At 49.8% G+C, this 26,560-nt stretch carries 13 protein-coding genes; 11 read left to right on the top strand and 2 right to left on the bottom strand.

Going from position 1 to position 26,560, the window contains the following annotated elements:
* Window positions 1-329 precede the first annotated feature (329 nt).
* Window positions 330-5,378, bottom strand: coding sequence for a PAS domain S-box protein (locus NG833_RS15335; protein WP_254566155.1), 5,049 nt, complete (start codon window positions 5,376-5,378; stop codon window positions 330-332).
* A 1,637-nt stretch (window positions 5,379-7,015) separates the two neighbouring features.
* On the opposite strand from NG833_RS15335, the gene NG833_RS15330 reads away from it, so the two are divergent.
* From NG833_RS15330 to NG833_RS15300, 7 genes are all read left to right on the top strand, one after another.
* Window positions 7,016-7,741 carry a response regulator transcription factor gene (locus tag NG833_RS15330; RefSeq protein ID WP_254566154.1) on the top strand — a complete coding sequence of 242 codons (726 nt, stop codon included), beginning with the start codon at window positions 7,016-7,018 and terminating at the stop codon, window positions 7,739-7,741.
* Between the two features lie 700 nt (window positions 7,742-8,441).
* Window positions 8,442-9,344, top strand: coding sequence for a YihY/virulence factor BrkB family protein (locus tag NG833_RS15325; protein ID WP_254566153.1), 903 nt, complete (start codon window positions 8,442-8,444; stop codon window positions 9,342-9,344).
* Between the two features lie 216 nt (window positions 9,345-9,560).
* Window positions 9,561-9,962, top strand: coding sequence for a hypothetical protein (locus NG833_RS15320; protein ID WP_254566152.1), 402 nt, complete (start codon window positions 9,561-9,563; stop codon window positions 9,960-9,962).
* 96 nt (window positions 9,963-10,058) lie between these two features.
* Window positions 10,059-10,571: a Dps family protein gene (locus NG833_RS15315; protein WP_305884995.1), complete on the top strand. Its 513-nt coding sequence runs from the start codon at window positions 10,059-10,061 to the stop codon at window positions 10,569-10,571.
* Window positions 10,572-10,885: 314 nt separating this feature from the next.
* Window positions 10,886-11,380 (top strand): hypothetical protein, encoded by a 495-nt coding sequence (locus NG833_RS15310; RefSeq protein ID WP_254566151.1) that lies wholly within the window; start codon window positions 10,886-10,888, stop codon window positions 11,378-11,380.
* 261 nt (window positions 11,381-11,641) lie between these two features.
* On the top strand, window positions 11,642-12,736 hold the full coding sequence (locus NG833_RS15305) for a DJ-1/PfpI/YhbO family deglycase/protease (RefSeq protein WP_254566150.1): 1,095 nt from the start codon (window positions 11,642-11,644) through the stop codon (window positions 12,734-12,736).
* 270 nt (window positions 12,737-13,006) lie between these two features.
* Complete coding sequence (locus NG833_RS15300) at window positions 13,007-14,329, top strand: hypothetical protein (protein WP_254566149.1); 1,323 nt, start codon at window positions 13,007-13,009, stop codon at window positions 14,327-14,329.
* A 266-nt stretch (window positions 14,330-14,595) separates the two neighbouring features.
* Here NG833_RS15300 and NG833_RS15295 read toward each other — a convergent pair whose 3' ends face one another.
* Window positions 14,596-14,937, bottom strand: a complete 342-nt coding sequence (locus NG833_RS15295; RefSeq protein ID WP_254566148.1) for an NAD(P)H-quinone oxidoreductase subunit M — start codon at window positions 14,935-14,937, stop codon at window positions 14,596-14,598.
* 452 nt (window positions 14,938-15,389) lie between these two features.
* Between NG833_RS15295 and NG833_RS15290 the strand changes: the two genes are divergently transcribed.
* From NG833_RS15290 to NG833_RS15275, 4 genes are all read left to right on the top strand, one after another.
* Window positions 15,390-17,789 carry a PP2C family serine/threonine-protein phosphatase gene (locus NG833_RS15290; protein ID WP_254566147.1) on the top strand — a complete coding sequence of 800 codons (2,400 nt, stop codon included), beginning with the start codon at window positions 15,390-15,392 and terminating at the stop codon, window positions 17,787-17,789.
* A gap of 593 nt (window positions 17,790-18,382) precedes the next feature.
* The gene (locus NG833_RS15285; RefSeq protein WP_254566146.1) at window positions 18,383-20,464 is read left to right on the top strand and encodes an adenylate/guanylate cyclase domain-containing protein; all 2,082 of its coding nucleotides are present in this window, start codon (window positions 18,383-18,385) and stop codon (window positions 20,462-20,464) included.
* Window positions 20,465-21,590: 1,126 nt separating this feature from the next.
* Entirely contained in the window at window positions 21,591-24,512 is a 2,922-nt protein-coding gene (urtA, locus tag NG833_RS15280) for an urea ABC transporter substrate-binding protein (protein ID WP_254566145.1), read from the top strand.
* Window positions 24,513-24,920: 408 nt separating this feature from the next.
* Window positions 24,921-26,387 (top strand): ATP-binding protein, encoded by a 1,467-nt coding sequence (locus NG833_RS15275; protein WP_254566144.1) that lies wholly within the window; start codon window positions 24,921-24,923, stop codon window positions 26,385-26,387.
* The last annotated feature ends 173 nt before the right edge of the window (window positions 26,388-26,560 follow it).

The raw sequence follows: 26,560 nt of genomic DNA, 5'->3' as shown, positions 1-26,560 counted from the left end.
CCCCTGGGGCGCAAGCATTGCGCCCCTACATTGACTTCGTTGAGCATTCACTACGAACGAACGTTTTGGAGATTTTATTTTTTGGAGTTCCCCTAAGGGGAGAGGGAGAATAAGAAAATTTTTTTGATTGCTGAGAGGGAGAATAAGAAAATTTTTTTATTGCTCTTAAGGTAAGGGGAGAATTTCCCTCTTTCTCCCCCTTCCCTAAAAGGGAAGGGGGCTGGGGGGTTAGGTCTCTTTTGATTCTTGAGATGCTCCCACTCCTCAATTGTCTAAAAATCAGGACTTAGACAGGCTATCTCCAGGGGAATTTTAATGAAGGGATGGTCCTAATCAACTTCTGAGATAGAGCGAGGGATTTGAATCGAGAAAGTCGAACCTTCATTTAGCTGACTTTTGACGGAAATCGTCCCCTTCATCAGGCGAACTAAAGAGTCACTCAGTGCCAACCCTAAGCCAGTCCCGGAATATTCGCGAGTGGTGGTTTGATCGCCTTGGCGGAAGGCTTCAAAAATATGATTAAGCTGTTCAGGAGGGATGCCGATGCCGGTATCCTTGACCAGAATTTCCACCCAGTCGGGGGAGGGACTGGAGACTAAAACTTCCACCCCGCCCGAGGTTGTAAACTTAATCGCATTGGAAATCAAATTGGTAACCACCTGTCGCAAGCGTAAGCGATCGCCCACAACCCGGGGATTATCCAAAGTGGAATTAAACTGCAACGTTAAATTCTTATGTTGGGCAAACAGTCGCAATTCCTCACAGGTGGCACTGACTAATAAATCGACTTCAAACTCTTCTAGCTTCAGTTCAGAATGACCCGCCTCAATTTTAGACAAGTCGAGGATATCATCAATTAAAGCGAGCAAGTGCTTACCATTATTGAGGATTCGCTCCACCATTTGTTTTTGCTGAGGCGGCAAGGGATGGCGGCGTCCACGCAACAGGACCTGAGAAAAGCCGAGAATTGAATTCATCGGAGTCCGCAGTTCGTGAGACATGGTGGCTAAAAACTCAGACTTGAGGCGAGATGCCTCCCGGAGTTGGCCGTTTTGACGTTCAATCTGCTGACGTTTCGCCTCTAGTTCCTGATTTTGACAAGCCAGAGTATGATTTTGAGCTTGTAACAGTTGATCGCGCTCCTCTAAAATTTCGATAGAGCGGGCATTGTTAATGGCGATCGCCGCTTGTTCCCCCACCGCCGTGACCATTTGACGGAGGTCCTCTACCTCAAACGCCGCCAAATCTTCCCAATTGCCCACAGCGAGTACCCCCAAGCGCCCTGCACGCGCCGACTCAATCGGCACCGCATACACACAAGCCGGTAACTCCCCAGGGAGAATTTCGGTCTCGGAATCCGTAGTCAGACCATCGAGAGAATGGCATCGCAACAGAGACTGACCTGTAGCAAACACCTCAGACAGTAAAGAATCCTTGGTTTTCAAAGGAATTCCGATGGGTAAATTTTGGGTCCCAGTGCCTGCCGTCGCCATTAATTCCAGGCGGTCCTGGGGGCGATCGTGAAGCACAATCAGACAGAACTGGGCCTTGGGGATAGCCTCGCAGACGGCTTCTACCATCAGTTGTAACAACCGGGGTAAATCCGCAATCCGCTGGTTGAGCAAATTGGCAAACTGTTGGAGAGTCCGCAACTGCCGTTGCCGTTCACCTAAAATGCAGACCGTCTTGCGAAGGCTTTCTCCAGTCTCGCGAGCTTCCCGGTAGAGGATAGCCTTTTCCAGGGTCATGGCACCGCGACGGACCAAATCTTCAACCAGAGACAGGTCACTTTGGCTATAAGTCGCATCCTCTTCTAAACGAAGACGACGAGAACTCGGCTGATTGCCACGCACCAGGAGAATGGAGCCAAAAGTGCGATCGCCGAAGCAAATCGGCAACCAGAGAAACGCCTGAACATCAAGCGATCGCAACAATTCCAGATGTTCTGGATCCTGAGCGACTGCGGCCAGTTCATCATCCGTAATCCCAAAACAAAACTCCGTCCCATTCTGCCGTTCTCCCCAGTCTGAGCGCGACTGGGAACGGCGCATCTCGTTCAGTTGTTGCAAATAGCTGTAGCGACCACCGCCATCAACCGGGTAGCGATTTTGTAAGGCCCAAACCGTCGATTGCTTCGAGGGGTCCAAACAAGCCACGGTCACACAACGATAGTCTCCGTCCGAGGACCCCAGGGGTCTAGTGCCAGTTTCCATGACATTAATCGCGCACCAATCGGCAAACCGAGGCACCAGCAGTCTCGCCAAATTCTCCAGGGTCGTTTGGTAATCCAAGGATGCCGTAAGTAGGGTAGTCGCTTCCGCTAAAAAGGAGCGGGATTCAGCAATGCGCTGGCGTTCCGCACTCAGGAGGGTCTTCGCCGCCTCCGCCACTTTGCGGGCTAACTGTTCGCGCAGGAGCAATTCATCTTTGAGTTGTCTTGCGTTTTCGAGTTCCAGACTTTGCTTGCGGACTAAGCGCTCTAGGTCATGATTGACCAGGGCAACTTTTTCTTCCTTCTCCTTGCGCGGGGTAATATCGCGGGAAACGGCGATCGCTTCCGATTCCCTCCCTAACTCAGGGTTATGGGCCGATCCCACAGTCGTTTCCAACCAAATATAGGTCCCATCTTTGCACCGATGGCGATAGGTCACCCGATCGCTTGGGGATTCCCGAGTTAAGCGAGCAAAAAAGCGGTTCACGGTCGTCACATCCTCGGGATGAACGAACCCATAAATACTTTGACCCACCAGTTCCTCGGGTTCATATCCCAACAGGGAACGACTAGCGCTAGAGGCATAGAGATAAAGTCCCTCGGGACTATGGCGAGCAATTAAGTCCTGGGACTGTTCGACCATGAACTGATATTTGGGGTCATTGAGTTCCCTCGGATAGTCTTGAGCTTCTGTCAAATTGTCAATCTCCTGGAGATAGACAATCACCGTACAAGGATGGCGCTCCTCCTGGTCAAAATCGGTATCAAATAAGGGCTGGAGGTTGAGGGAGACCCAGGTGAGGGTGTCATCGGGTTGGTAAATTCCTAGGATGATATTCCATTGCGGTTCTCCCGTCTCGAACGTCATGGCGACGGGATGGCGATCGCCTTCCACGGGTGAACCGTCGAGGAAAATGCTGGAATAGCCAGCATCTTGATAAAAGCGTCCGATCAACTCCCGAACGTTTAAGCCTAAAATTCGTTCGGCACTGGGATTGCAGGTGGTGAGAATCCCATCGGCATCATAAATCAGAACCCCTTCGTCCCCAGGGGTGTTGTCGGACCCTTGAGGCTCACCCGGTCCTTCACTAAGGGTCGGTTCTGACCTGTTTCCAGGGGAATTACCCCGTTCCATCTCTGTGCGGTAGTGAATGCTATCGTGCAGGCGCTCCCTATCTCTACCGGGATAGTTTTTCTGGACCCTTGGATTCTCCTGAGTTGGGTTCTCCTGGGGGTCTGGAGAGTTTTGGGGAGAGGGTGAGGCTCCAAAATATGAGGAAACGCTCTGTGAGCAATCCTCTGGGGTGGGTTGGCGGTGCTGGTTCAAAGCGAGCGTTTCACTCCCATCCAGAAGCAAAGATTTTCCTGTCCGGTTCTGGGATGGAGAGAAATGAGTCTCCTTGACAGAGCTGGATAAGAAGGAAGAAGCGGGTTTCTCCCTTGTGGGTTGCTCGGATGCGGAGGCAGCGGAAGAGCGATCGCGATGGGATTGGCTATGGCGATCGGTCTTTTCGGCTCCAGTGACGAGGTGGGTGCGGTTCTGGGATGAGGGTTCTGGGCGATCGCCGGAGGTATTTCCCGGGTCATCGGTTGAGTGTTCCCAGCATTCGGGAGACAGCTTTTCCAGGGTTTCTGATGCTTGCTGAAGCATTCCTTCTAGCAAACCTAGCTCATAGGCATTCAAAGCCGATCGCCCTTCAGGGACGACAAATAGCAGTCCCACCTTTTGAGCATCGCCTTTCCCAATCACCGGAAATAACAGCACAGACCCCAGTTCGGTGACCGGGACTGGACAGTTTTCCTCTTCTGGTAAGGCAATGGACCATACCACCGCTTCCGGGGAAGGCGATCGCCAAGTCCGATCCGGGAAGGCTTTCAGCAGTAGGCTTTCTAACCGTTCCCACAGGGAATCAGCCAAGAGGCGATGGCAATTCATCACCCCTTGCAATTCCCCTGACTGGTCCCAAATAAGACCGGCGATATGATAGGGGGTAATTAAATTTAGGGTTTGGAAGAGTTGGGCGAAATCCTTTTCATTTTCTAGGGGGGACAGTCGTTGAGTCTCCAAGTCTTCATCATCCAGGGATTCCGGTGCCCTGGACTGGGGTGAGGTAGGGAGATTCGCAGGGAGTTGGCGATCGCGTTCGCTCAGTTGAGCATTGAGCAGACGAACTTCTTCCTGAGTTTCTGCATAGAGGCTAAAACAGGCTTGTTCGCGCTGTTTGCGTTTTGTAATATCCCGCATCAGGGTCACCGCCCCTAATTTGATGCCTCCGGGGTTAAAAATCGGATGACTATTAGCCAGCATGATCCGGGGTTTTCCCGTTTTAGGCGTGACTACTAATTCTTTTTCTGATGGCGTTTCCGTCTGTAAGGCTTCCCATAGGGGCAACGTTTCCGGGGACGTGGATCTGGGTTTTACAGCCCCAAGATTGTTCTGGGAATTACCGATAGAAACCCCCCTCCCTGAACCGGAGGGGGCGGATGTCCCTGAGAGTTTTTCCCCGGTTGGACAGGATTCTGGGGTGTTCTGCGGGGGATTCTGTTCTGCTAATCCATATAATTCTTGGGCTGCTTGATTAACAATTTGGATGCTTCCATTGGCATCCCCAGCAATAATCGCCTCTGAACAAGAGGCAATGAGATTTTCTAGGAATTCTTGTTTTTCTTGGAGTTGGAGTTGGGTTTGCTTGAGGCGATCGATATCTGTAAACGTTCCCTGCCATCCCACCACTTCGCCCTTGTTACCCCCAAGGGGAAGGGCTTGGACGAGCATCCATCGATAGATACCGTCGCTTCCTAATAAGCGCAGTTCCATTTCACAAACCGAAACCCCTAAGCGTTTTTGGGTGAGCTCAGTAGGGGTGTCTTGGGGGGATAATACAAGGTGCCAAAGGGGTCTATCTTCCGGGTGGATGGCTTGTAAAAAGCCCCCGGCCAAGGAAACCTCCGGGTTCATCCCCGTATAGATTTGCCAGGTCGGGTTTAATTCAGTGATGGTCCCGATCGCATCGGCTTTCCACAAGATTTGTCCCCCCAGGCCAATCGCTGAAGCTGCTTCCCGCATGGGTAAATCGTTTACCGAGGGTTGCTGCGGTGGGTTGAAAGGGGTTAAATAGTGGCGAGGTCTTCGATTATTAAATTGAGGATTGGTAGGGTTATTCATTTGGCTTGACTCCATCCCGATAGTCATAAAAATTTATCAATTGTGGGTCTATTTGAGGGCTTGGGTGATAGTTTCATCGGAATTGAACTGTGGCTTTTCAGGGTTTTAAAGATAAAATTAAGGAAAGTTATCGCCCGTTAAAATAAAATGTTTTGAGCGAGAGAAAACCTGGGTAGGGCAAGGGGAATATCATACATGAATTGAGGTCAATTCATCCCCAGAGTATCAATCTGTTTAAAGCGTTGACCAGTCCTTTAGGCGGATTTGATAAAATCTTAAGATAAACGTTATAATTGCCCAAGAACCTCTTTCGCAAGGGTCTTTAAGGACATTGACTCGGAACAGTCGGCGGGAGGTGCTATCAGGAAGAAGGGGCAGGAAAAGCTCAGACCTAGGGAAAGTTTTGCCCCCACTACTTGTTCTGAGAACCCCCGAATCCTACTGCCAGTAAAGGGAAAAGGTGCGGTGGCGATCGCCCGGGGAGATTCGGGCATCCTTGGCGGATGACATCGAACCCCCCAAGGATCGCCACCGGCTCGAAAACAGGAATCTTTTGAAGGAGGGATTAAGACTGTACTTCCCGCGATCGATATAAATGGCCGCCCTGGGGATAAAAATCGAGCAGTTACTCGGAACATCTCAATGGTCCAATTAGCCAGGACCCTCCAGAAAGTTGATAAAATAATAAAGTTTAGAGACCTCCGTTACAGCAATTTTGGAATCCCTTCTCCATTGCAACTTAAATAATTTAATGGCGATGCTTAACACCAAAAAGGACTCAATAACTATAGTGTTAGATAATATAAATGTATCTCGATCGGATACTGACTACCTCTATCAATAGGTGGAATTCGCTCTAGGAAACGAATTCATGGGGTCGGACTAGAATCAAGGTATTCCTTGAACCGAATCAAGGAACCCCAGGGATGAGGGCTAAGGGAACACGGAGTTTTCCCCTTCAATCCAGGCCAGTTCCTAGAGTGGAACGGCAATCATTTGGAAACCCCATGGGTTCTTTCCCTCGGGGCCGATCTCCACGGGGATACCCAGAGCCTATTGAGCTATTGAGAAGGGGAATTTTGGCAAGAATCAGCAGGGGGAAACGACCCGCCAGGGAAAAGGTCCCCAGAGTGGGAAGCACTTTGATAAACTGGTTTGAGAGACCTCCTCTGTACGGGCATCCGATTGATTTTGACCATTTGGGTCATCACAAACGTGGCCCAATATTGTTAAACTTTTGTTTTCCCTTGTGGAAAGTGATATCCAAAGTCAGCACCCTTACTGACTGGAAGGGGCTTCGGATAACCATCCGGACTAAAATGCACCAAGAGTGCCAATCACGCCGTTCCTGAGTACAGTATTGAAGAATACGCCCTAGGACGCCGGTACAGTATTGGTTAGAAACCAGGTTTTTCAGAAAAATTTTGCCCTGAAAGGACCCAATAAAGGCCCAAAAACCTGGTTTCTTGTCCCTGGGATCTAAAACTGTAGCAATGCCCGAGTTTAGCAGACATGGGAGGGAGTCGCGGTGTTTGAAGTGGCAGATACGGGTTTCGGAGCGTTCCCGGGATGAGATCCCTGAAAAAAACTCTCCAACTTCTCGCTGTAAACGACGGGGTTGAGACCCTTTTTAATAGATGAGTGAAATTCGCGTTGCTTTAGTTGAAGACCATGACCTGACTCGGATAGGAATCCGAACGGCTTTGCAACAATCTGATGGAATCGTCGTTGTCGGGGATGCTGCCAACGGCACCTCGGGATTGAAATTGCTGATGGATACAAAGCCGGATATTGGGATTGTTGATATTGGATTACCGGATATTGATGGAATTGAAGTGACCCAGCGACTGCAACAAGCACAAGCGGCGCAAGGGCACAATCCCAAAACTAAAATCTTGATCTTGACCTTTCAGGATAATGAAGATGCGGTTCTGGCTGCATTTGCTGCCGGTGCGGATTCTTACTGTATGAAGGATATTAGCTTTGAGGAATTGCTGGGAGTGGTTCGCCTCACCTATGAAGGTAACTCCTGGATTGATCCGGCGATCGCCGGAATTGTCCTCAAGCAAGCCCGCTCGACGAATACCCAACCCACCCTAGGTTCTCAGAAGAAAGAAACGGTCACGATTAAGGCTCCGGAACCGGAATATAGCCAGATTATCGAAGCCTATCCTCTGACGGAACGAGAACTAGAAGTTTTAGAACTGATTGTTCAAGGATACAATAACGCTGAAATTTCCGAAAAGCTGTACATCACCGTGGGTACGGTGAAAACGCACGTTCGGAATATATTAAACAAGCTCTGTGCGAATGACCGCACCCAAGCCGCAGTTTTGGCATTGCGCTCTGGATTAGTGGGATAATTGTAGGGGTTAGGGGTGGCTAGGGAGGGATTTGAGGCTGAGGAATCGGGAGTGTTTCTGCGATCGCCTTTGGTTTTTTAGAGAACCGGCAATCCCCGAATCGATCTACCTTTGGATAGAGGTATAGCTCCCCTGGGGTCTAGTAAGCTAAAGATATTCCTCAGTCAAGAACTAGATAGTTTTAATCTTCGGAATATCGCGGCTAAACTGCCTCAACTTGGGCAGGGCGATCGCCAATGCCTTTGAAGCCAGAGGGTACTTGATTCATATCAAGTCTTCCATCTCCCCCTTTCTAGGCCAAAGCTAACCCGCAGTGCTTCTCTTGGGGAACAGTCCCGAAAAGTGGCAGATTGATTGTCAGCCCCTAAATTCGTAAATTTTTCTCCGTCCCGGGAGGGAGAAATCCGACAGTCAACTGATGCCCATTGGCAGGGTCTAAAACTCCTGGACCCCCATTCCCCAGCTCAGTAAATCGGTAAAACTCGATAACTTTTCGGGATTGATTAACAGGGTTTAGTTAGCGAGTGAGCTATCTAAACCCTATTTTAATAAAACCCTATCCCCCCTGGACTCCAACCGGGCAGATCGGGACGAGTTCTCCATAAATTATCCCATTTATTATTAAACCGAGTTGTTCCGATGAAGACTGCTTAAATTAAACAAATCATAAAAAATTTTTTACTAAAAACAAGGACCAAAAATGGTAAAAATCAAGCAACTATTTAGGCTGTTAAAACTGTCATTTTCCGAATGGCAGAAAGATAATGCAGGGCGATTGGCTGCCGCATTGTCTTATTATACCATTTTCTCCTTAGCGCCGATCTTAATTATTGCGATCGCCGTAGCTGGAGTCATCTTTGGTCAAGAAGCCGCCCAAGGTGAAATTGTCCGGCAACTTCAAGGGACCATCGGCACCGAAGGCGCAGAAATCATCGAAACCATGATTGAAAATACCCGGGAAACCGGGTCGGGTATTTGGGCAACCCTAATCAGTGTGGGTATCCTGCTATTTGGGGCCACGGGACTGTTTAACCAACTCCAGGGTTCTCTCAATACGATATGGAACGTCAAACCCAAACCGGGACGGGGGATAAAAGGAATTATCCAAGACCGCTTTTTATCCTTTGCCATGATTCTCACCATCGGGTTTTTACTGCTAGTGTCCCTCATCCTCAGTGCCGCCTTAGCTGCATTTGGAAACTACTTTAGCCATCTGGTTCCAGATATGCTGATGGGACTGTGGCAAGTGTTAGATTTCTTGCTCTCCTTTGGGGTGATTACGGTCTTGTTTGCCATGATTTATAAAGTCTTACCCGATGTCAAAATTGGTTGGTCTGATGTCTGGCTAGGGGCGATCGTTACCGCCTTACTCTTTGTCGTGGGTAAAACTTTAATTGGCTTGTATTTAGGGAATAGTACCGTTGGATCGACCTACGGTGCAGCGGGTTCTTTAGTCGTTTTATTGTTGTGGGTTAACTTTTCGGCGCAAATTTTATTTTTTGGGGCCGAGTTTACCCAGGTTTATGCCAACCGATATGGATCCCGCATCGTTCCCACGGAAAATGCGATCGCCGTTGGGGATGAACACACCCATCCCAGTTAAAAAAAAGGGTCGTCAAAAATTGCATCGGTTAATTCTAGGGGCTATCCCCTATGGGTTTTGCACTTGAACTCCTCTAATAAACGGAGACAGGGAAAGGATTTTCTCAATCTCTCTATCAATAGGAGTAGAGGGAAACTTACTCCTATTGATAGTTTAATTCAGCGGGGTTTACCGGATAAGCTGAAAGAGACTAAATAAAAGATTGAGGAAATACTCATGGATAGACAAAAAATGGATAACAAAGAAACCGTTAACAAGAACGCCACGGAACCTGTAAAAGAAACGGTGCATTATGACCGCGAAATGGTTCCGGCAGAAGTGGCAGCGCGCAAAGAGCGTGAGGGTAACAAGTTTATGAAAGCTCCCTCTAACGCCGATGAACCCCATGAAAATCCGGATCATACCCGGGATGGCTTCACCGTAGACCAAGAAGGGTTGGTGAATAACTATGCGATCGAACCCGAAATGTATGTGAATGAGCCCGGTGACTTGCGCGAAAAAGAAGAAGCCCTCAAAGCGGAACGTACTCGCGAATATAACGAAGTCCATCACAATGACGAGGACGGCAATCTGACGATGGAAGCCGATCGCCGTGGAAAAGGTCCAGGCATCATTTAAGTCGCAACGGGGAAACATCCGTTTCCCCCCCCCCAATTTATACTCTAAACTTTTCAAAACCCCAGTCAATCAGTCTAATCATTAGAGGAATTAAGAATGACAGCTACCCTAGGAATGTCTGCCAAAAGCCAAAATCCGATCGGCGTCAATATCGGGATTGACGACAACACCCGGGAAGAAATTGCTCAAGGGTTATCCCGCGTGTTGGCGGATAGCTATACCCTTTATCTAAAAACTCATAATTTTCACTGGAACGTCACGGGACCCCTATTTAGCACCCTGCATCTCATGTTTGAGGAGCAGTACCAAGAATTAGCCCTGGCTGTAGATGAAATTGCCGAGCGGATTCGGGCTTTGGGGTTTCCGGCTCCTGCTACTTATGGGAAGTTTTCTAACCTGACTTCGATTCAAGAAAATGAGGGAATTCCCGAGGCGGAAGAAATGATTCGCTTGTTAGTCCAGGGGCAAGAAACCGTGGTCCGCACCTCCCGGGAAATGCTGCCTCTTTTAGAGAAAGCCAATGATCAACCCACCTTGGATTTGCTGACCAAACGGATGCAAATTCATGAGAAAAATGCTTGGATGCTTCGCAGTATGTTAGCGGGTTAATTACCCCTAGTCAGCAGGTCGAAGAGTCTAGACAATGGCATGGGCCTGCTCTCCATCTAAAACATCATCGTTGCAGGATGAGGGAAAAAAACCGGGTTTCTTCACTGAATTGGTGCGGATCGAGTAGCAAAGAAAGGTCCAGGAACCCGGTCTCTTGTCCTATTTATTCAATCCGGTGAGGCAGTGGGGGAATTGCCCTCCATCCCATCAGGATGAACCAAGGGTCATCTCAAGGAACTCGCCACTCAGTTTCCAGGCGATCGCACCCTTTTTAAAGACTTTATTTTTTAATCAATCAATTTTGGAGGTATTTTATGAAGTTTACCAACTTATTCAACAGCAAAAATCAGGGATTATTAGGGGCAGTTTTGAGTAGCCTCTTGGTAGGAGCCGTCGCCTTCCCCATCGCAGGCGTTGCTCAGAATACTCCCACTAAACAAAACGAATTACAGGCTCAGGCACAACCGATGCCTCTACCCCGGAACGTGCTAGATCCCGTAGCTTACGTGAGGCCGGGAAATGAGCCAGTTGCGGTGGAAATCATCAATGGTACAAATACTTGGGTTACCTACCAGGCGATCGGTGAGACCGACGAACGGACCCTGGGCGGAGGCGATGAAGCTATGCTGATGGATCTGCAAATTCCCTTAACGGTCACCTTTGTACGATCGGATGGGGGACTGATTCACGCCGAACCCGAAATTATTGCGCCGGGAGAGATTCGGATTTATCTGAATGAAGCCTACAACTTAGACTCGGACATCGGCAACATGAGGATTGATACCAACGGGAGTATGTACCTGTACTAAATCTCACAGATTGCCAAGAGTCGAACCGAGGCTGGAGAAAGCCCCGATTTCTCCGGCAAGGTTTCGACACCTTGGCGATCGCCCTTGTCTGCTCACCCTGTCCCCCGAGGGCGTCCAGTCCGTGGGTAGGGTTCCACTCACTGCTATATTTGATGATTCCGGTCTTCCTCACAAAATAATAAACCCTAAAGATAAAACCAAAAGTGCGTTTATCTCACTTTTGATTGACCCTGCAAACCTAATGAAGCACCACCTAACTTTATGTCTACCAACAACTCACACCCCATACCCCGAATCGCCATCCTGATTGAACAAGGAGTTGAAGATTCAGAATTTCAAATTCCTTATACAGCCTTGCAACAAGCCGGGGCCAAAGTCTCTGTACTCGGGTCCGGGATGAATCAAACCTATCAGGGGCAACAAGGGAAAGTCTCCATTCAACCCGATGGGACCACCACCGAAGCCCGCGCACAAAACTTCGAGGCTGTGATCATTCCCGGGGGTGGCGCACCGGATAAAATGCGAACCAACCCCAACACGATCGCCTTCGTTAAAGAAGCGGCTGCCTTGGGCAAATTAATCGCTGCCGTCTGCCACGGACCCCAAGTCCTCATCGAAGCCGACTTACTACGGGGACGGCGTGCCACCGGCTTTATCTCCATCCGCAAAGATATGGAAAATGCCGGTGCCACCTATATTGATGAAGCCGTAACCACCGATGGTAACCTGATCTGCTCTCGGCAACCGGGAGATTTAGCCATTTTCACCACCGCCATTCTCTCCAGGCTGAATTTGAGCATTCCCGACCAATCCCTGCCCGATCGCCACGACAGTTCCGCAGAATGGTGGCAGCTTGCCGAAGCCTGGGGGGGATCAACCCGTCAGGAAATTATCGCCGGATTAAATCAGGCAATGGCGGGAGAACGCTATAGCCACAAAGCCTTTAAACATTATGCTGACATCACCACTGATAGCGCGACTCGATTGCTGCTGTTGGAGATTGGGGAAGAAAAAGTCAGTCATCTCGAACTGTTGGAAAGCCGCCTGCGAACCCTGGGAGAACAACTGTTTTTACCAGCAATGGCCGCTGGGGCCTTCGCTTCTTTCATGAACGCTTTACCGGCTGGAGATGATATGAGCATTTTGCGTCAAGCCTTGGGGGATATTCAAACCGGGGCGATCGACTGTTTCCAATTACAAGTCCAGTTTACCGACCCGGTGTCCACGATGATTTTTAGTAGCATTGAACGGGACCTGGCTAAGGCAGAGCGTCGCTTGGCTCGGATGTACCAAGAACGGATCGGCTTAAATGAACCGGAACCGGCGCAACCCAATACCCCGGTGGGAATCGTCTAAGTTGCTAACACAGAAGGGTGAGCGATCCAGGCGATCGCTCACCTTCTTTGTGGATACCCCTTTTTCAAGAGACCTAACCCCCCAGCCCCCTTCCCTACAAGGGAAGGGGGAGAAAGAGATAAATTCCCCCCTTTAAGAGCAATAAAAAATGGGATTATTCTCCCTCTCCTCTATAGAGAGGGCTGGGGAGAGGTCAGATTGGTTTTTAGGCAAAATTGAGATGTTCCCGTTTTAATCCAAAGTAATAATCATAAAAACTGGAGATAAAAAATGAAAACCGAACCTAATCATCTACAAACTGAACTCAAGGAACAAGAAGTCAAATCCAAAAACTCAGCCTGCCAACAAGTGGGGTCAGCAGTGGGAGATGTGCAAGAAAATATTAATAAAACCGCCTTGGGAGTGAGTAAGGTGGCGGTGGATAAAGTGGCAGAAACCATCGAATTTGTGGGGGCGATCGCCCAAGGAGACACCGGGGGAGTTGCCTTTGATGTGGCTTCTGTAAGCGCCAGCGCCGTAGAAGCCGCAGGACAAGCCGGCCAGTGGGCCTCGGAAACGGGAAAATCCGTGACTCAAAATGCCGCTAAGACTGCCGAAACCGCGACCAAAGAATCGATCAAGTTGTTCGATCGCACGGCTTTAGAAACAGGAAAAGCCCTCTCATTTATTGGAGAGAACCCGGTTGTTAAAAAATTCGCTGAAGTCTTTAGGGCCCAATGGCTGCTGAATTTAGTCGGGCAAGTGGATGTCGAGAAAGCTGAAGCCCAAGTTCGCAAGTTGCAGCAAGAGTATCCGGATGAAAGCCCCAATGAGATTGCCCACCGGATCATGGTGGAGAAATCCCTGTATGCCGGGGGGATTGGATTGGTCAGTAGTATTATCCCAGGACTGGCCCTAGCCCTGTTGGGGGTGGATGTCGTAGCAACTACCGCATTACAGGCAGAAATGGTTTATCAGATTGCTGGTGCCTATCAGATGGATTTAAAAGATCCGGCGCGTCGCGGGGAAGTGTTAGCGATTTTTGGGTTGTCCCTGGGGGGTTCAGCGGCATTGAAAGGGGGATTAGGAGTGTTGCGGAACCTGCCAGTAGCGGGGATGGCGATCGGGGCGAGTTCTAATGCAGTGATGTTGTATGGATTGGGATATGCCGCCTGTCGTTTTTATGAAGCGAAGACGAATCCGTTGACTCAGGAGGCGACGACTCAAGCATTAGTAGAAGAGAATCAGGAGTATTTGGAACGGGCGATCGCCCAAAAAGATGTGATGGACCGGATTTTGATTCATCAGATTTTGGCGTCCCGTCCGGATACCTCTTGGGCGGAGATTTTGCCGGAATTAAAGCAATTAAACTTTAGTACAGACTCCCTGAAGGCGATCGAGGCCGAGATTGAGCATCCAGTCCCCTTGGCGGAACTGTTGAATCTGCTCGATCGCGATTTTGCCTATCCCCTGTTAGCCCAATGTTATCGAATTGCTCAAATCGATGGGGTCATCACCGATCAAGAACAGCAGGTAATGGAGGCGATCGCTCACCAGTTCCAAATTGACCTGCAAGAGGTTCAGGGGATGATTAGCGCACCCTCACCGGAATAATCGGGGAGATGGGGGAGATGGGGGAGATGGGGGAGATGGGGGAGATGGGGGAGATGGGGGAGGAGTCGCTCACCGCCACAAGAATAAACCCCTACCGCCTGGAGGCTTTCCGGTAAACCGGGATCCAGGCTGCACCGGAATTTTAGGAGGGAATCTGAATCTGTAGGCGGGACAGTTTATGGACTGTCCCGACTCTCTATGGAGAGTAACCCGACAAGACCCACCTGGGGCCTCGGTTTGCCATCGGAGCAGAACCGGATGGGAGATTACTGGTCCTCGTAGACCATTTGGGGTAAACCCATGCTGTAGTTTTGGACCCGGCTATTGAGGTTATAGGAGAGTTCACCCTCTTGGAGGAGCGATCGCAAATAATACTCCAGATCCGAACCGATGCGGCGTAAATTGTACTCCGTTAAATCTTCCCCGCTGTAAGAATCAACCAATTCATCAAACTTGCGGTAAACCTTCTGTAACGTCGGTTCCGACCAGTTAAACTCATTGTCCGGATCCACATCAAGGGTTAATAAGTCTGGACTCGGAGCAAATTCATTATCTTGCACCTCTGCCGTAAAAATCCGAATGTGACGGGTCGTTGACTTGAGCATCATAGCTAATATGCCAGGGTAGTTAAAATCAATACAACATCTATAGCAGTAATTGTAAAGCGCCGCACAAGCCCCCGCTCAATCCAACACCAATGGGAGAGTCAGGTAGACTGTCTAGAAATGGGTATGGGAGAATTCCTGATTGAGGGGTTAACAAGGGGGTTTTCCGACAGGCAAAGTACAACCAAAGCCAATTCGGGTAAGCCTTGGACAGTCTCCTGGGAGTCTGCTGACTCAAAGGCGAGTCATAAACGCCCTAAACGGTCAGAAAAAAGCTAAAATCGGACATTGGCACTTAGGTTGAGCGATCTCGCTTGAACCAGGGCTGACCTACATAGGATACAACTATCATGGATCGAGTCATCAATCTATTCCCCCAAAAGCGCCCATAGTAAGGAGATAATATTGCCGATATTCGGCTGACTAAAAACAGCTTCCAGGCGCGAGGAATCCCCATGAACAAACCATCGGCCATAATCTACTGTCCCAACTTTACTTGTCAGTCTCCTAACCCGGAGACCCAAAAATTTTGTCAAAAATGTGGCACTCCCCTGCCGAAACGCTACTTATGGGCAGTGGGTGGAACGGGTCGTCCGAGTTATCAACCGGGGGAGATCTTAGCCGATCGCTATTGGGTTAAGGAGGATCGGATTCTGGTCGATACCAAACCCGGGGTCTTGCCGGAGATGCCAGTCGAGATGCCCGGGGAGATTATTCCCTATCTCAAACTGTTTCCCCTGCGATTGCACTTGCCCCAGGTTTATGGTCGATTGCCGTCGAAAGGGAACGACCCGAATCGGGATATTTGGTTACTAGAAGAAACGGCGATTTATCCCGAAGGGACAATGGTGGCACTCCGCAAAGGACAACCCCCCGAGGCAGTCCATGCCCAACTGATGCCGTTACTCACCGACTGCTGGGCGGATGCCTCGCCGATGCGCCAGCTCAATTGGTTGTGGCAGATGGCTCAACTCTGGTATCCGTTGAAAAAGGAAGGAGTGGCGGGGAGTTTGCTGAATCCGGGATTGCTCCGGGTGGAAGGGTCCTGGCTGCGCCTGCTGGAATTGCCCAGGGATGCCACCACGCCGGACCTGTCTGAATTGGGTCAGTTGTGGTTGAGTTGGGCCAAGACAGCGCATCTGGCGATCGCCCCCTACCTAGAGCAACTCAGCCAGATGCTCAGGACCCGAGAGGTCCAAACCCCATCGCAACTGCTAGAGCTATTAGACCGGGGTTTGAGCCTGTGTGGAGAGCTGTACAAACGCACCTATTACATTGCCACCGGGACCGATCGCGGGCCGACTCGTCGCCGGAATGAAGATGCCTGCTATCCTCCGAGTGGAACCAGCCGTGCCACCTCAGATACCAGTGGGTTAGCGATCGTCTGTGATGGCATTGGGGGACATGAAGGGGGGAATGTCGCTTCTAATCTGGCGATCGAAACCTTACAACAACATCTGGAATCCCTCGTTTCCGAAAATACCCAAAGCGCACCCCACCGGATCGTGGAGCAGATCGAACGTGCCGTGGGGATTGCCAACGATCGCATCGCCAGTCGCAATGACGAAGAACAGCGCCAAGCGCGGCAGCGCATGGGAACCACCTTGGTCATGGCCTTGACCCATCGCCATGAAATTTATATCAATCATATTGGGGATAGTCGCGCCTATTGGATTACCTCCACCGGGTGCCGACAAGTCACCCTGGATGATGATGTCGCGTCTCGGGAGGTCCGTTTGGGGTACTCCCTATATCGGGATGCCTTACAACAAGGAGCAGCCGGGTCTTTAATTCAGGCATTAGGGATGGGCGCTTCCTCGGTGCTGCATCCCACAGTCCAACGTTTTATCATCGATGAGGATAGCGCCTTCCTGCTCTGTTCCGATGGATTGAGCGACAATGACCGGGTGGAGCAATACTGGGAAACAGAAATCCTGCCGATTTTATCCGGGGAATTCCCCGTGTTGCGATCGGTCACCAAATTAATTGATATTGGTAATTTTCATAACGGCCATGATAACGTCACCGTGGGACTGGTTTACTGCAAGGTAGAACCCATTCGCTCTGCCGGACTCGACCCCCGTCAGTTGGTGGCACAACTCCAATCCGTCCCCCCCGCAGACCCCCTAGAAGACTCTCAACCGACGGGTTTCCCGAAGAAGAATCCGGACACTCTCAACCTCGACGATGTACCGACGGAGTTGCCACCCCCTTCACCGCCAAAACGTTCCAATGTGCCCCTGTTACTGGGACTCCTGTTGTTGCTTGGTGTCGGCGTCGTAGCGGGTTTCCTGTTCACCCAGGAAAGATGGCAGAATCCGATCGCGGATTTATCCTTGGGGCAGCCAGAAGACCCCAACCCCACAGATCCCGACTCCCTCCCGATTCCGGACATCACAGAACAGGCCACCATAGAACCGGGGCAGTACCTGCAACTGGCTCAAGCGCCAGAGGATGGGGAGTTAGTTTTGTTGAGGCGACAAGGGGAGGCCCTCCCTGGAAATGAACTGGGGTTGATTCCCGGTGGCAGTGTTTTGTTGGTGATGGGCAAACAACAGGCCGTTAGCGATCCAGATGCCTGGGTCCAAGTCCAAGTTTGCTCGACCCCAGAACCCGTGGAATCCCCGAGGACTGCACCCGCTCCAGTTTCTGGGGCTGAAGGGGCCTCTGAAACCCCCAGTGAGGAGGCTTCAGCCCCGGTAGCGCCACCCCCTGTCCGGGTCCGACCGAGTAATATGGGGTGGATTTCAGAGAAGTTGTTACTTCCGCAGGTCCTGCCGAATGTCGTCCCCACCGCTACGGAACGAGGGGGATGTATCGATGAACCTAACCCTCAGCCCTTTTCGGTCCCTTAACCGGGGATTTTTGGCCTTAACCGGGGGGATTCACCTTCGGGATCCGCCTGGGCCGCATCCCCCGTTAGATTGTGGGGAACCCCCTGAGGAGATTTCGCCAGGGGGTGCAATTTTCTTGGGGTGATTGCTCCCCCGTTAGAGTTCAGGTATTTCCGGCTATCCGGGCTGTTTTTCTCGAAACCTGATTCCGGTTATATAATCTATAAAATTCTGGGGAACGGGAGAAAATTGCAGCCCGATTTTGCTATGAACTCACATAAAATCGGTGGATTTAGACTAAGGCATCCCAACCTAGAACCCGGGTTTTTTATTCGCTCTTGGGGTGAAAATAATCAAGGTTGATTCTTGAAACTTGGGTTTAAGCTAAAGTCCGGTTTGATCTGAACAGGATGGGGAAGGATCGAGGGGGAGAGGCAAGGGGGAGAACCCACCTATTCACTTGGGTTGACTTTGGGAATTGTGGGTTTGGGTTTTCGTTCAATTGAGCCGAAAGTTGGGAATAGTCTCTCTATCTAAAGGAATATGTTACGGTATAAACTGCCGTGGAATTGCCCGCCTACTCTCAGAGTCAGGGTAAATGCACAAGGGGGGGGATGGAAACAGCTATTCCGACAAAACCTACAGAAAACCAGATATTTCAGGTGAACGAGAGCGGATGCTCATTCCCCAGTAAAACGATTCATCACATCGATGCTCTCGGGCGTCGAGAATTAGACATCGATGCCAAACATATTGAGGCAACTATGCCAAAAAAGCCGAAAATACCCTGGAGTCGCTATCTTCCTGCTGCCATCATCTTTGGGATGGGGGTTGGACTCACTATAATCGGATTCACGGTGGTATGGGAGTGGGAAAATCGGCGACGGGATTATGAATTAAATCGGAGCATTGACGTTTTAACGGGTCGATTGCAGCAGCAAATCGATGCCGATTTGGAAGTCATTCGCACCATTACGGACTTCTTTCAATCCGCGCAAAATGTGGATCTCGACTCCTTTGAGCAGTTTGTGCAACGTCCCCTGTCAAACCCTTCTACCGTGTCTATCGTCGCCTGGGTGGAGCGGGTGGAGGATGCCGATCGCGAGGGTTATGAGGAGCGCATGGCGATGGAAACGGATCGGAATTTTATGATTACACAACCGATCGCTCCAGGCCGTTTCGTCCGGCGCGATCGCGTTGCCGAATACTTTCCCATCTCCTATATTGCCCCCCACCAGGAAAACCCCAAAACCTCCGGCCTTGACTTCGCCGCCAATCCCACCTACCAAACCACTCTGAAACGAGCGGCACAGATGGGACAATTGGTGGTCAGCGAGCGCCTAGAGTGGCCCGTGGGTTCGCGATCGCAACCGGGATTTTTAGCGGTTCACCCCGTCTACGAGAATGCTCTCTCCACTCGCTACACCCTCGCTCAGGACCTCCCGCTCAGTTCGGAATCCGTGCAACCCTTACGCGGGTTTGTCGTGGGGTGGGTGGAGGTGGACAATCTGTTCCAACTCGCTGGAGCTAGAGGCAACCAGTTTAACTTGTACCTGTGCGATGAAACTCCAGGAACAGGGACTCCCCAGGATTCCCGCCCCGCCTATCCCTTGCTTACTTTCGTTGAATCCACAGAACTGGTCACCTCAAAAAGTGCCACGGAACCTTTTGCTCTGGATGTGCCATCGGAATGCCCCCTCAAACCCTTGGAGAATCAGCGCGATCGCGTTCGGGCGGTGATGCTCGTCAACGGCAACGACCGGGCGATCCGGCGAGAAATCAAGGTAAATGGACGGATTTGGGCATTTTATATCTGGCCTACGGATGAATATCAGGCATCCCGCAGACACTGGCGTTCTTGGGCGGTGCTGATTATTGGCTTTTTGTGGACACATATTCCGGTCACCTATCTGCTGACTTCGGTCTCCCGGACTGCGGAAATTGAAGCTTTGGCCTTAGCTCGTGCGGAACAAGCGTCCCAGTTGCAGCAAGCGTTTAAGCAATTGGAGGTGGAACAAGCCAAGTCGGAACGTCTGTTGCTGAACGTTTTGCCCAAGGCGATCGCCGAACGTCTCAAGGAAGATACCCAAACCATTGCCGAGAGTTTTCCGGAAGTGACGGTCTTATTTGCCGATCTGGTCGGCTTTACTAAGTTAGCGGCACGGATTTCTCCCACGGAATTGGTGCAACTGCTCAATGAAATCTTTACCATATTTGACCGCCTCGCAGAAAAACATGGGCTAGAGAAAATTAAGACGATTGGGGATGCCTATATGGTGGTGGGGGGTCTGCCGGTGCAGCGTCGCAATCATGCTTCGGCGATCGCGGAAATGGCCCTGGATATGCAAACGGAAATCCTGAATTTTAATCGCAAATGTCACGAATCTTTTGCCATGCGGATTGGTATTCATTCTGGTCCGGCGATCGCTGGGGTGATCGGAACTCACAAGTTTATCTACGATCTCTGGGGCGATACGGTGAACATTGCCTCTCGCATGGAATCTCACGGGGTTCCTGGACGCATTCAGGTTTCTAGTACGACCTATGCCCTTTTACAATCTAGCTACTGTTTCGAGTGCCGAGGCCCTATCCCCATTAAAGGGAAAGGGGAAATGCTCGTCTATCTCCTCAATGGCAGAAACAAAGACGGCATCTGCACGCCCCTGTTTGATCTCCCCTTCGAGGAAGAGGTTTGAAACCCTCCCTACTGGGTTTGGTGTCGTTTACCGGGGAGGATGGGGGAGATGGGGGGAATGGGGAGGATGGGGAGATGCTTAACCTCCCGACTGATACGGAATCCGGTTGTCAAAGGTCTGTAAAACCCCACACCCTAAAGGGTGGGGCTATACGGACGAAGCCCGCCTGCGCGGGCTAAAAGCGAAAACCGACTTTTACCAAGCGGATTTGATATGAAGTCGTTTCTTCCTGTTCGTAGTAACGACTTCAGTCGTTGCTCTCGTGTTATGGCTTCAGCCATAACACGAGCAATTGTAGGTCTACCACCTGCCTATGTGGGTGCTGGAGCTTCGCTCATGGTGCGTGTCATGGCGTCTGCCATGACACGAGAGCAACGACTGAAGTCGTTACTACAAACATGAACCCCATCTCCCCCATCTCCCCCATCTCCCCCATCTCCCCCATCTCCCCCATCTCCCCCATCCTCCCCATTCTAAAAACCAACACTCTCGTGTGTAATGGGGTTCAAACATTTAGTCTATTCCCCTTCAAGGGAGAGTTTTCTTCGCCCTGCTTTTATAAGTTTTGATAAAGCGTATAAATGGTTACGGTTTTCTGTCCCTAAAAGCTGAAAACATTGTTAAAAACCCACCCAATATCAGGGTAAAGAAACCGGCTGGAAAAATCGGGACCTGAATTGGGTTTATCTCCAAAACTCGGTCCAGAAACTTGATAAAATTATGTAAAATAAAAAAATAAGGATGAGAATTTTTCTACGTCATGGTTATTAGGGTCTATTTAAACGGGTTTTAGTTGAGCGATCGCATCCCTCAGTCCTAGTGGGAGGGAGAGTTGATTGAAATTGAGCAGGAGTTAGAGATAAAATTCAGTAAATTGAGCGATATCGGCTAATCAAACTTCAGAGCCAGGGTGCAGAAACCTACCGCAGAAAAATAGTTAGTCTAATCGAGAGGAGAGAAAAATATCTAATGAAAGTCAGCCGCGAATTTCTAGAGGAGCATCAAGAGGTATTCTTCGTAAATTAGGTGAAGTTTGAGACAATGGAGCGCAAGCAACCAGCAAACCTGAGCCGCCTAAATCAGTGGCGGCATAGTCCAGAACATCGAGGTGTTTGAAGAGTCAGCCATGAGTAAAACGAGCGAGACCGGGAACCGATGCGAGTCCAGCGTCAAAGTGGGAATATTACACTCCCTGAGTGGAACGATGGCAATTGGAGAAGCATCCCTAAAAGATGCGGAACTGATGGCGATCGCCGAAATCAACGCCGCTGGGGGTGTACTGGGAAAACCTATCGAACCCGTGATTGAAGATGGCGCATCTTCACCTACCGAATTCGCTCAAAAAGCTCGCAAGCTCATCGAACAGGAGCAAGTGGTCACTATTTTTGGGGGATGGTCTTCCGCCTCTCGTAAAGCTGTTCTACCCGTTTTAGAGGAGTTTAATGCCCAACTCTGGTATCCAGTGGAATATGAAGGACTCGAATCTTCTCCGCACATTTTCTACACCGGCATCTGTCCGAATCAGCAAGTGGAACCCGCTCTCACTTGGGCGATCGCCAATAAAGGTAAGCGCATCTACTTAATTGGCTCTAACTATGTATTCCCCCGGACGATTAACAAAATTATCCGCGCTCATCTCAAACAACAAGGCGGAGAAATTGTGGGAGAAGAATACATTTTGTTGGGGGAACAAGATTTTCGAGATATCATCCCTCGCATTCAAGCGAGTCAAGCGGACTTAGTATTTAACACCTTAAATGGGGATAGCAATATCGCCTTTTATCACCAATATCGAGAAGCGGGAATTACCGCAGCAGAACTGCCGATTCTGGCAGTGAGCGTCGCCGAAGATGAAGTGCGCCGGATTGGGGAGGCGGCAACGGGACATTATGCGACCTGGAGTTATTTTCAAAGTGTTAATACGCCCAAAAATCAAAAATTTGTCAAAAATTTTCAGGCCCGGTATGGCAAAAATCGGGTCACCAGCGACCCGATTGAAGCGGCTTATACACAAGTTTATTTGTGGAAACAATCGGTTGAAAAAGCCGGGACTTTTGATGTAGAACAGGTGAGGAAAGCAGCCTACAATCAAACTTTTGAAGCACCGGGGGGATTGGTGCGAATTGAGGCGAATAATCATATCTGTAAAACTTGTCGAATCGGAGAAATTTTACCGAACGGACAGTTTAAAATTGTCTGGGAAACGCCGGATGCGATCGCCCCTCTGCCTTGGTTGGGCATAGAAACCATGAGTGAGAATGTCTCTGCCGTGGCGATCGAGATGCTGGGGGAGGTATCCCAGGCGATTCAATATAGTTGTCAAATGGAAGAAAAATCCCGTCAGCTTGAGATGGCAATGGCGGAAGTTAAAGCGACAAACGAACGTCTAGAAAGCACTCAACAGGAACTGGTGGCCTCGGAAACCCGGTTTCGAGAACTGCGATCGCGGGTGGAACTCCTCAAGCGCCGCCTCTCTAGTCAAATTCATACCTCACTCAATATTGACACCATTTTAAAAACCGCAGTCAGCGAAATTCGCCATCTCCTGGCCATTGACCGTTGTCAGTTTTTATGGTATAATACAGACTCACATCCCCCCAATTACGAACGAAGTCAGGAAGCCCAGGACCCCAGGCAGTCCCAGGATTGTACCGATAACCCCCTGGCAGAAATTCCCGTTTTGGGGAAGGCCCTGCAACAGCTTCAACTCCTGCAAATCGATGACGCGATCGCCGATCGCCAACTGGACTCCCAAAGTCGGGACCTGTTACAAGCAAGCTCTATCCGCTCATTACTGGCTGTGGCAGTACAAACCCATTCCGGACAAAAAGGTGCCTTGGTCTGTCTACATGGCAGTTCCACTCACCCTTGGACCGAAAGTGAGGTAGAGTTGCTCCAAGATGTGGCTATGCAAATTGCGATCGCCATCGATCAGGCCAAACTCTATGACCAAAGCTGTATTACCGCCACTGCCGCTAACGCCCAAGCGGCCAAGCTGAAAACCGCCCTGCACGAACTCAAACAGACCCAGGCCAAACTGATCCAAACCGAAAAAATATCCAGTTTGGGGTCTTTAGTGGCCGGGGTCGCGCACGAAATCAATAATCCCGTGAATTTTATCTATGGGAATCTCTCTTATGCCACTAAGTATCTGCAAGAGTTGATGCAACTCTTGGGACTCTACGAAAAATACTCTGGGGAACCCCCCGAAGAGATTCGCGCCTATCGGGAGGAAATTGAACTAGACTACCTCCTGGAAGACTTGCCTCAAATGATTTCCTCCATGCGAGTGGGTGCCGAACGGATTGGGGAATTGGCCCGATCGCTGCGGAACTTCTCCCGCGCTGATACCGGGGAGATGAAAGTCACCGACATTCACGAAGGGCTCAAAAGTACCTTGTTGATTCTGCATCACCGCCTGAAAGCAAATCCCTATTGCGGCGCGATCGCCACGATTGAACAATTTGGAGATCTACCCTTGGTGGAATGTTATCCGAGTCAACTCAATCAAGTGTTTATGAATGCGATCGGAAATGCGATCGATGCCTTAGAAGAAATGACAGGCAAATGGAACAGCAGCAATTCTGCCGAGGGAAATGGACATCACTTAGAGAACTGCGATCGCCAGCGGAAAAAAACCGGCGGTGGAACCGGGGAACTATCCTTATCGGACCAGGATTTGTCTCAATCTCCCCTTCCTGTATATCAATTACCCTTGCCGACCATTTGGATTCGCACGGAAGTCGTGCGGGATGAGGCCGTCGTCATTCGCGTGGCTGATAATGGACCCGGAATGACACCTGAAGTCAGGCAGCAGCTCTTTGAAGCCTTTTTCACGACCAAACCTGAAGGCAAAGGAACTGGTTTGGGACTATCGATTAGCTATCAAATTGTGGTAGAACGGCATGGCGGTTCTATTTCTTGTATATCTGAACCCGGTCAGGGGACCGAGTTTCGGATTGTCATTCCCATCCGGCAAGGGGGAAAAGTGCGGTCAGCGGATCCGGCAGTCGATGTGATTCCGTCTTTGATGGGGGGAGCCAGTTAATTCCCCTTGCGGTTGCTGGCTCTCCAGCAACCGATGTCATCTCGCCGATGCTCCGGACTTAGGTGCGATTGTCTCGGGGATGTGTGAGAATTTGTTAGGTGTTGAACAACTTTAAAAAACGTCATGTAAAAAATACATAAATTAACACAAAAAATAGCATCGGATGAAAAGTCTGTAACTTCAACTACAAACTCATTCTCTGAATCGGCATAAAAAAGATGGAGGGCAGGACTAACGCCTATTCTCCGAGCTGATCCTAAATGTAGGGGCGATTCACGAATCACCTCTAAAAATATAAACGTAATGGGTCAGTCCTGCTGGAGGAGAAGAAAGATCTATTTATTAGATGTGGAGTCAAAAGCCGTGTTCGGTTTGACCAACTGTTTTCAGATGGCTGAGATACAAACTATGCGAGAAATTAATGCGGCAGTAGTCAATATCAGTGGTCGCCAGCGAATGCTGTCTCAACGCACCGCACTTTTTGCCTTGCAACTAGAGCGGTCTCAGACACCGGAAGATAGAACACAATGGCGTTCGGCTTTGCGTGAAACCATCACCCTGATGGAAAAATCCCATCATGGACTGATCTATGGGGATGCAGCCTTGCAATTACCGGGACATCCCTCTCCAACGGTCAAATCCATGTACTTTGAACCCCCGCTCAATTTAGACCGGAAAATTAAAGCCTATATTGCGGCAGTTAATCAGGTACTCGCCACAGCCGATGGGGAACTTACCCCAGAAAATCCCCATCTGCGTTACATCCTGGATGCCGCGAGTGGGCCGTTGCTCGATGACTTAGATGCCATCGTCAGTCAATATCAACTCGAAAGTAACCGCCAACAAGAGGCGATCGCCCGTCAGCAAGCGGAACTCTATCGTCAAAGCCAGATTGCAACCACCCGCGCTCGTTCTCAAGCCGCTGAATTAGCACAAGCCCTAGGGGAGTTAAAAAACGCCCAAGACCGCCTGATTCAGAGCGAAAAAATGTCCAGTTTAGGCCAACTCCTAGCCAGTGTCGCCCATGAACTGAACAATCCCGTGAGTTTTATTTATGGCAATGTCAATCATGCGATCGCCTATGTTCAAGAATTGCTGGAAATCATCGAACGGTATCAACAAGAATACCCGCATCCTAGCCCAAGCCTAAATGAATATCTCGAAGAAGTTGATTTTGATTTTGTTAAAAATGATTTACCCAAAACTTTGTCTTCAATTAAAGTTGGGTCAGATTCCATGCACCAATTAGTGCTGTCTTTACGGAATTTTTCCCGGAAAGATGAAGCAGAAATGAAGCAAGTAGATATTCATGAAGGCATCGAAAGCGCGTTGTTAATTTTACAAAATCGCCTCAAAGCCAATGGTAAAAGCAACGCCATTAATATCATTAAAGACTATGGCAAAATCACAACAATAGAAGGATTTCCCTGTCAGCTCAATCAAGTCTTTATGAATTTAATTGGAAATGCGATCGATGCTTTAGAAATGAAACGGGGAGATTGGGGTGAAGAGAACGAAGAGTGGAGATTAGGGGAAGAACAGGTGCGCTCCTCGGACCTTTCTAGTCCGCATGAGTTCCTTCCCACGATTCACATTCGCACTCACCTGAGCGAGGGTGAACGGCTGGTGATTCAAATTTCTGATAATGGCGCGGGCATGAGTTCAGAGGTCCTCTCCTCCCTATTTCATCCCTTTTTTACGACCAAACCCGTAGGAAAAGGAACCGGGCTAGGCTTATCTATTAGTCATCAAATTGTCGTAGAAAAGCATGGGGGTCAAATTCAGTGTATTTCCACCCCGGGTCAGGGAACAGAGTTTTGGATCGAACTCCCCGTTAAACAAGCTTGCCGAGGTGAAAAGGTCCTGCAAGCTTAATCCCCCCAATGGATCTGAGGATTGATTCAAATAAGGGAACTCCAAAAAATAAAATCTCCAAAACGTTCGTTCGTAGATCAACAAAGTAGCCCCGTCAATGTAGGGGCGCAATGCTTGCGCCCTCCGGAGGGCGCAAGCATTTACTCCGACACATAGCTTCCTTTCAGTTGAAA

This window comes from Oscillatoria sp. HE19RPO (assembly GCF_024220515.1).
In the GTDB taxonomy this organism is placed as follows: Bacteria; Cyanobacteriota; Cyanobacteriia; order Cyanobacteriales; family Laspinemataceae; genus Laspinema.
This window is presented reverse-complemented; position numbering and strand designations above follow the sequence as displayed.

Bases quoted from the DNA above. Each gene is read 5' to 3' on its own strand.
- NG833_RS15275 (WP_254566144.1), top strand. From the start codon at position 24,921: ATGCGAGAAATTAATGCGGCAGTAGTCAATATCAGTGGTCGCCAGCGA.
- NG833_RS15305 (WP_254566150.1), top strand. From the start codon at position 11,642: ATGTCTACCAACAACTCACACCCCATACCCCGAATCGCCATCCTGATT.
- NG833_RS15330 (WP_254566154.1), top strand. From the start codon at position 7,016: ATGAGTGAAATTCGCGTTGCTTTAGTTGAAGACCATGACCTGACTCGG.
- NG833_RS15320 (WP_254566152.1), top strand. From the start codon at position 9,561: ATGGATAGACAAAAAATGGATAACAAAGAAACCGTTAACAAGAACGCC.
- NG833_RS15315 (WP_305884995.1), top strand. From the start codon at position 10,059: ATGACAGCTACCCTAGGAATGTCTGCCAAAAGCCAAAATCCGATCGGC.
- NG833_RS15285 (WP_254566146.1), top strand. From the start codon at position 18,383: ATGGAAACAGCTATTCCGACAAAACCTACAGAAAACCAGATATTTCAG.
- NG833_RS15295 (WP_254566148.1), bottom strand. From the start codon at position 14,937: ATGATGCTCAAGTCAACGACCCGTCACATTCGGATTTTTACGGCAGAG.
- NG833_RS15335 (WP_254566155.1), bottom strand. From the start codon at position 5,378: ATGAATAACCCTACCAATCCTCAATTTAATAATCGAAGACCTCGCCAC.
- NG833_RS15290 (WP_254566147.1), top strand. From the start codon at position 15,390: ATGAACAAACCATCGGCCATAATCTACTGTCCCAACTTTACTTGTCAG.
- urtA (WP_254566145.1), top strand. From the start codon at position 21,591: ATGAGTAAAACGAGCGAGACCGGGAACCGATGCGAGTCCAGCGTCAAA.
- NG833_RS15325 (WP_254566153.1), top strand. From the start codon at position 8,442: ATGGTAAAAATCAAGCAACTATTTAGGCTGTTAAAACTGTCATTTTCC.
- NG833_RS15310 (WP_254566151.1), top strand. From the start codon at position 10,886: ATGAAGTTTACCAACTTATTCAACAGCAAAAATCAGGGATTATTAGGG.
- NG833_RS15300 (WP_254566149.1), top strand. From the start codon at position 13,007: ATGAAAACCGAACCTAATCATCTACAAACTGAACTCAAGGAACAAGAA.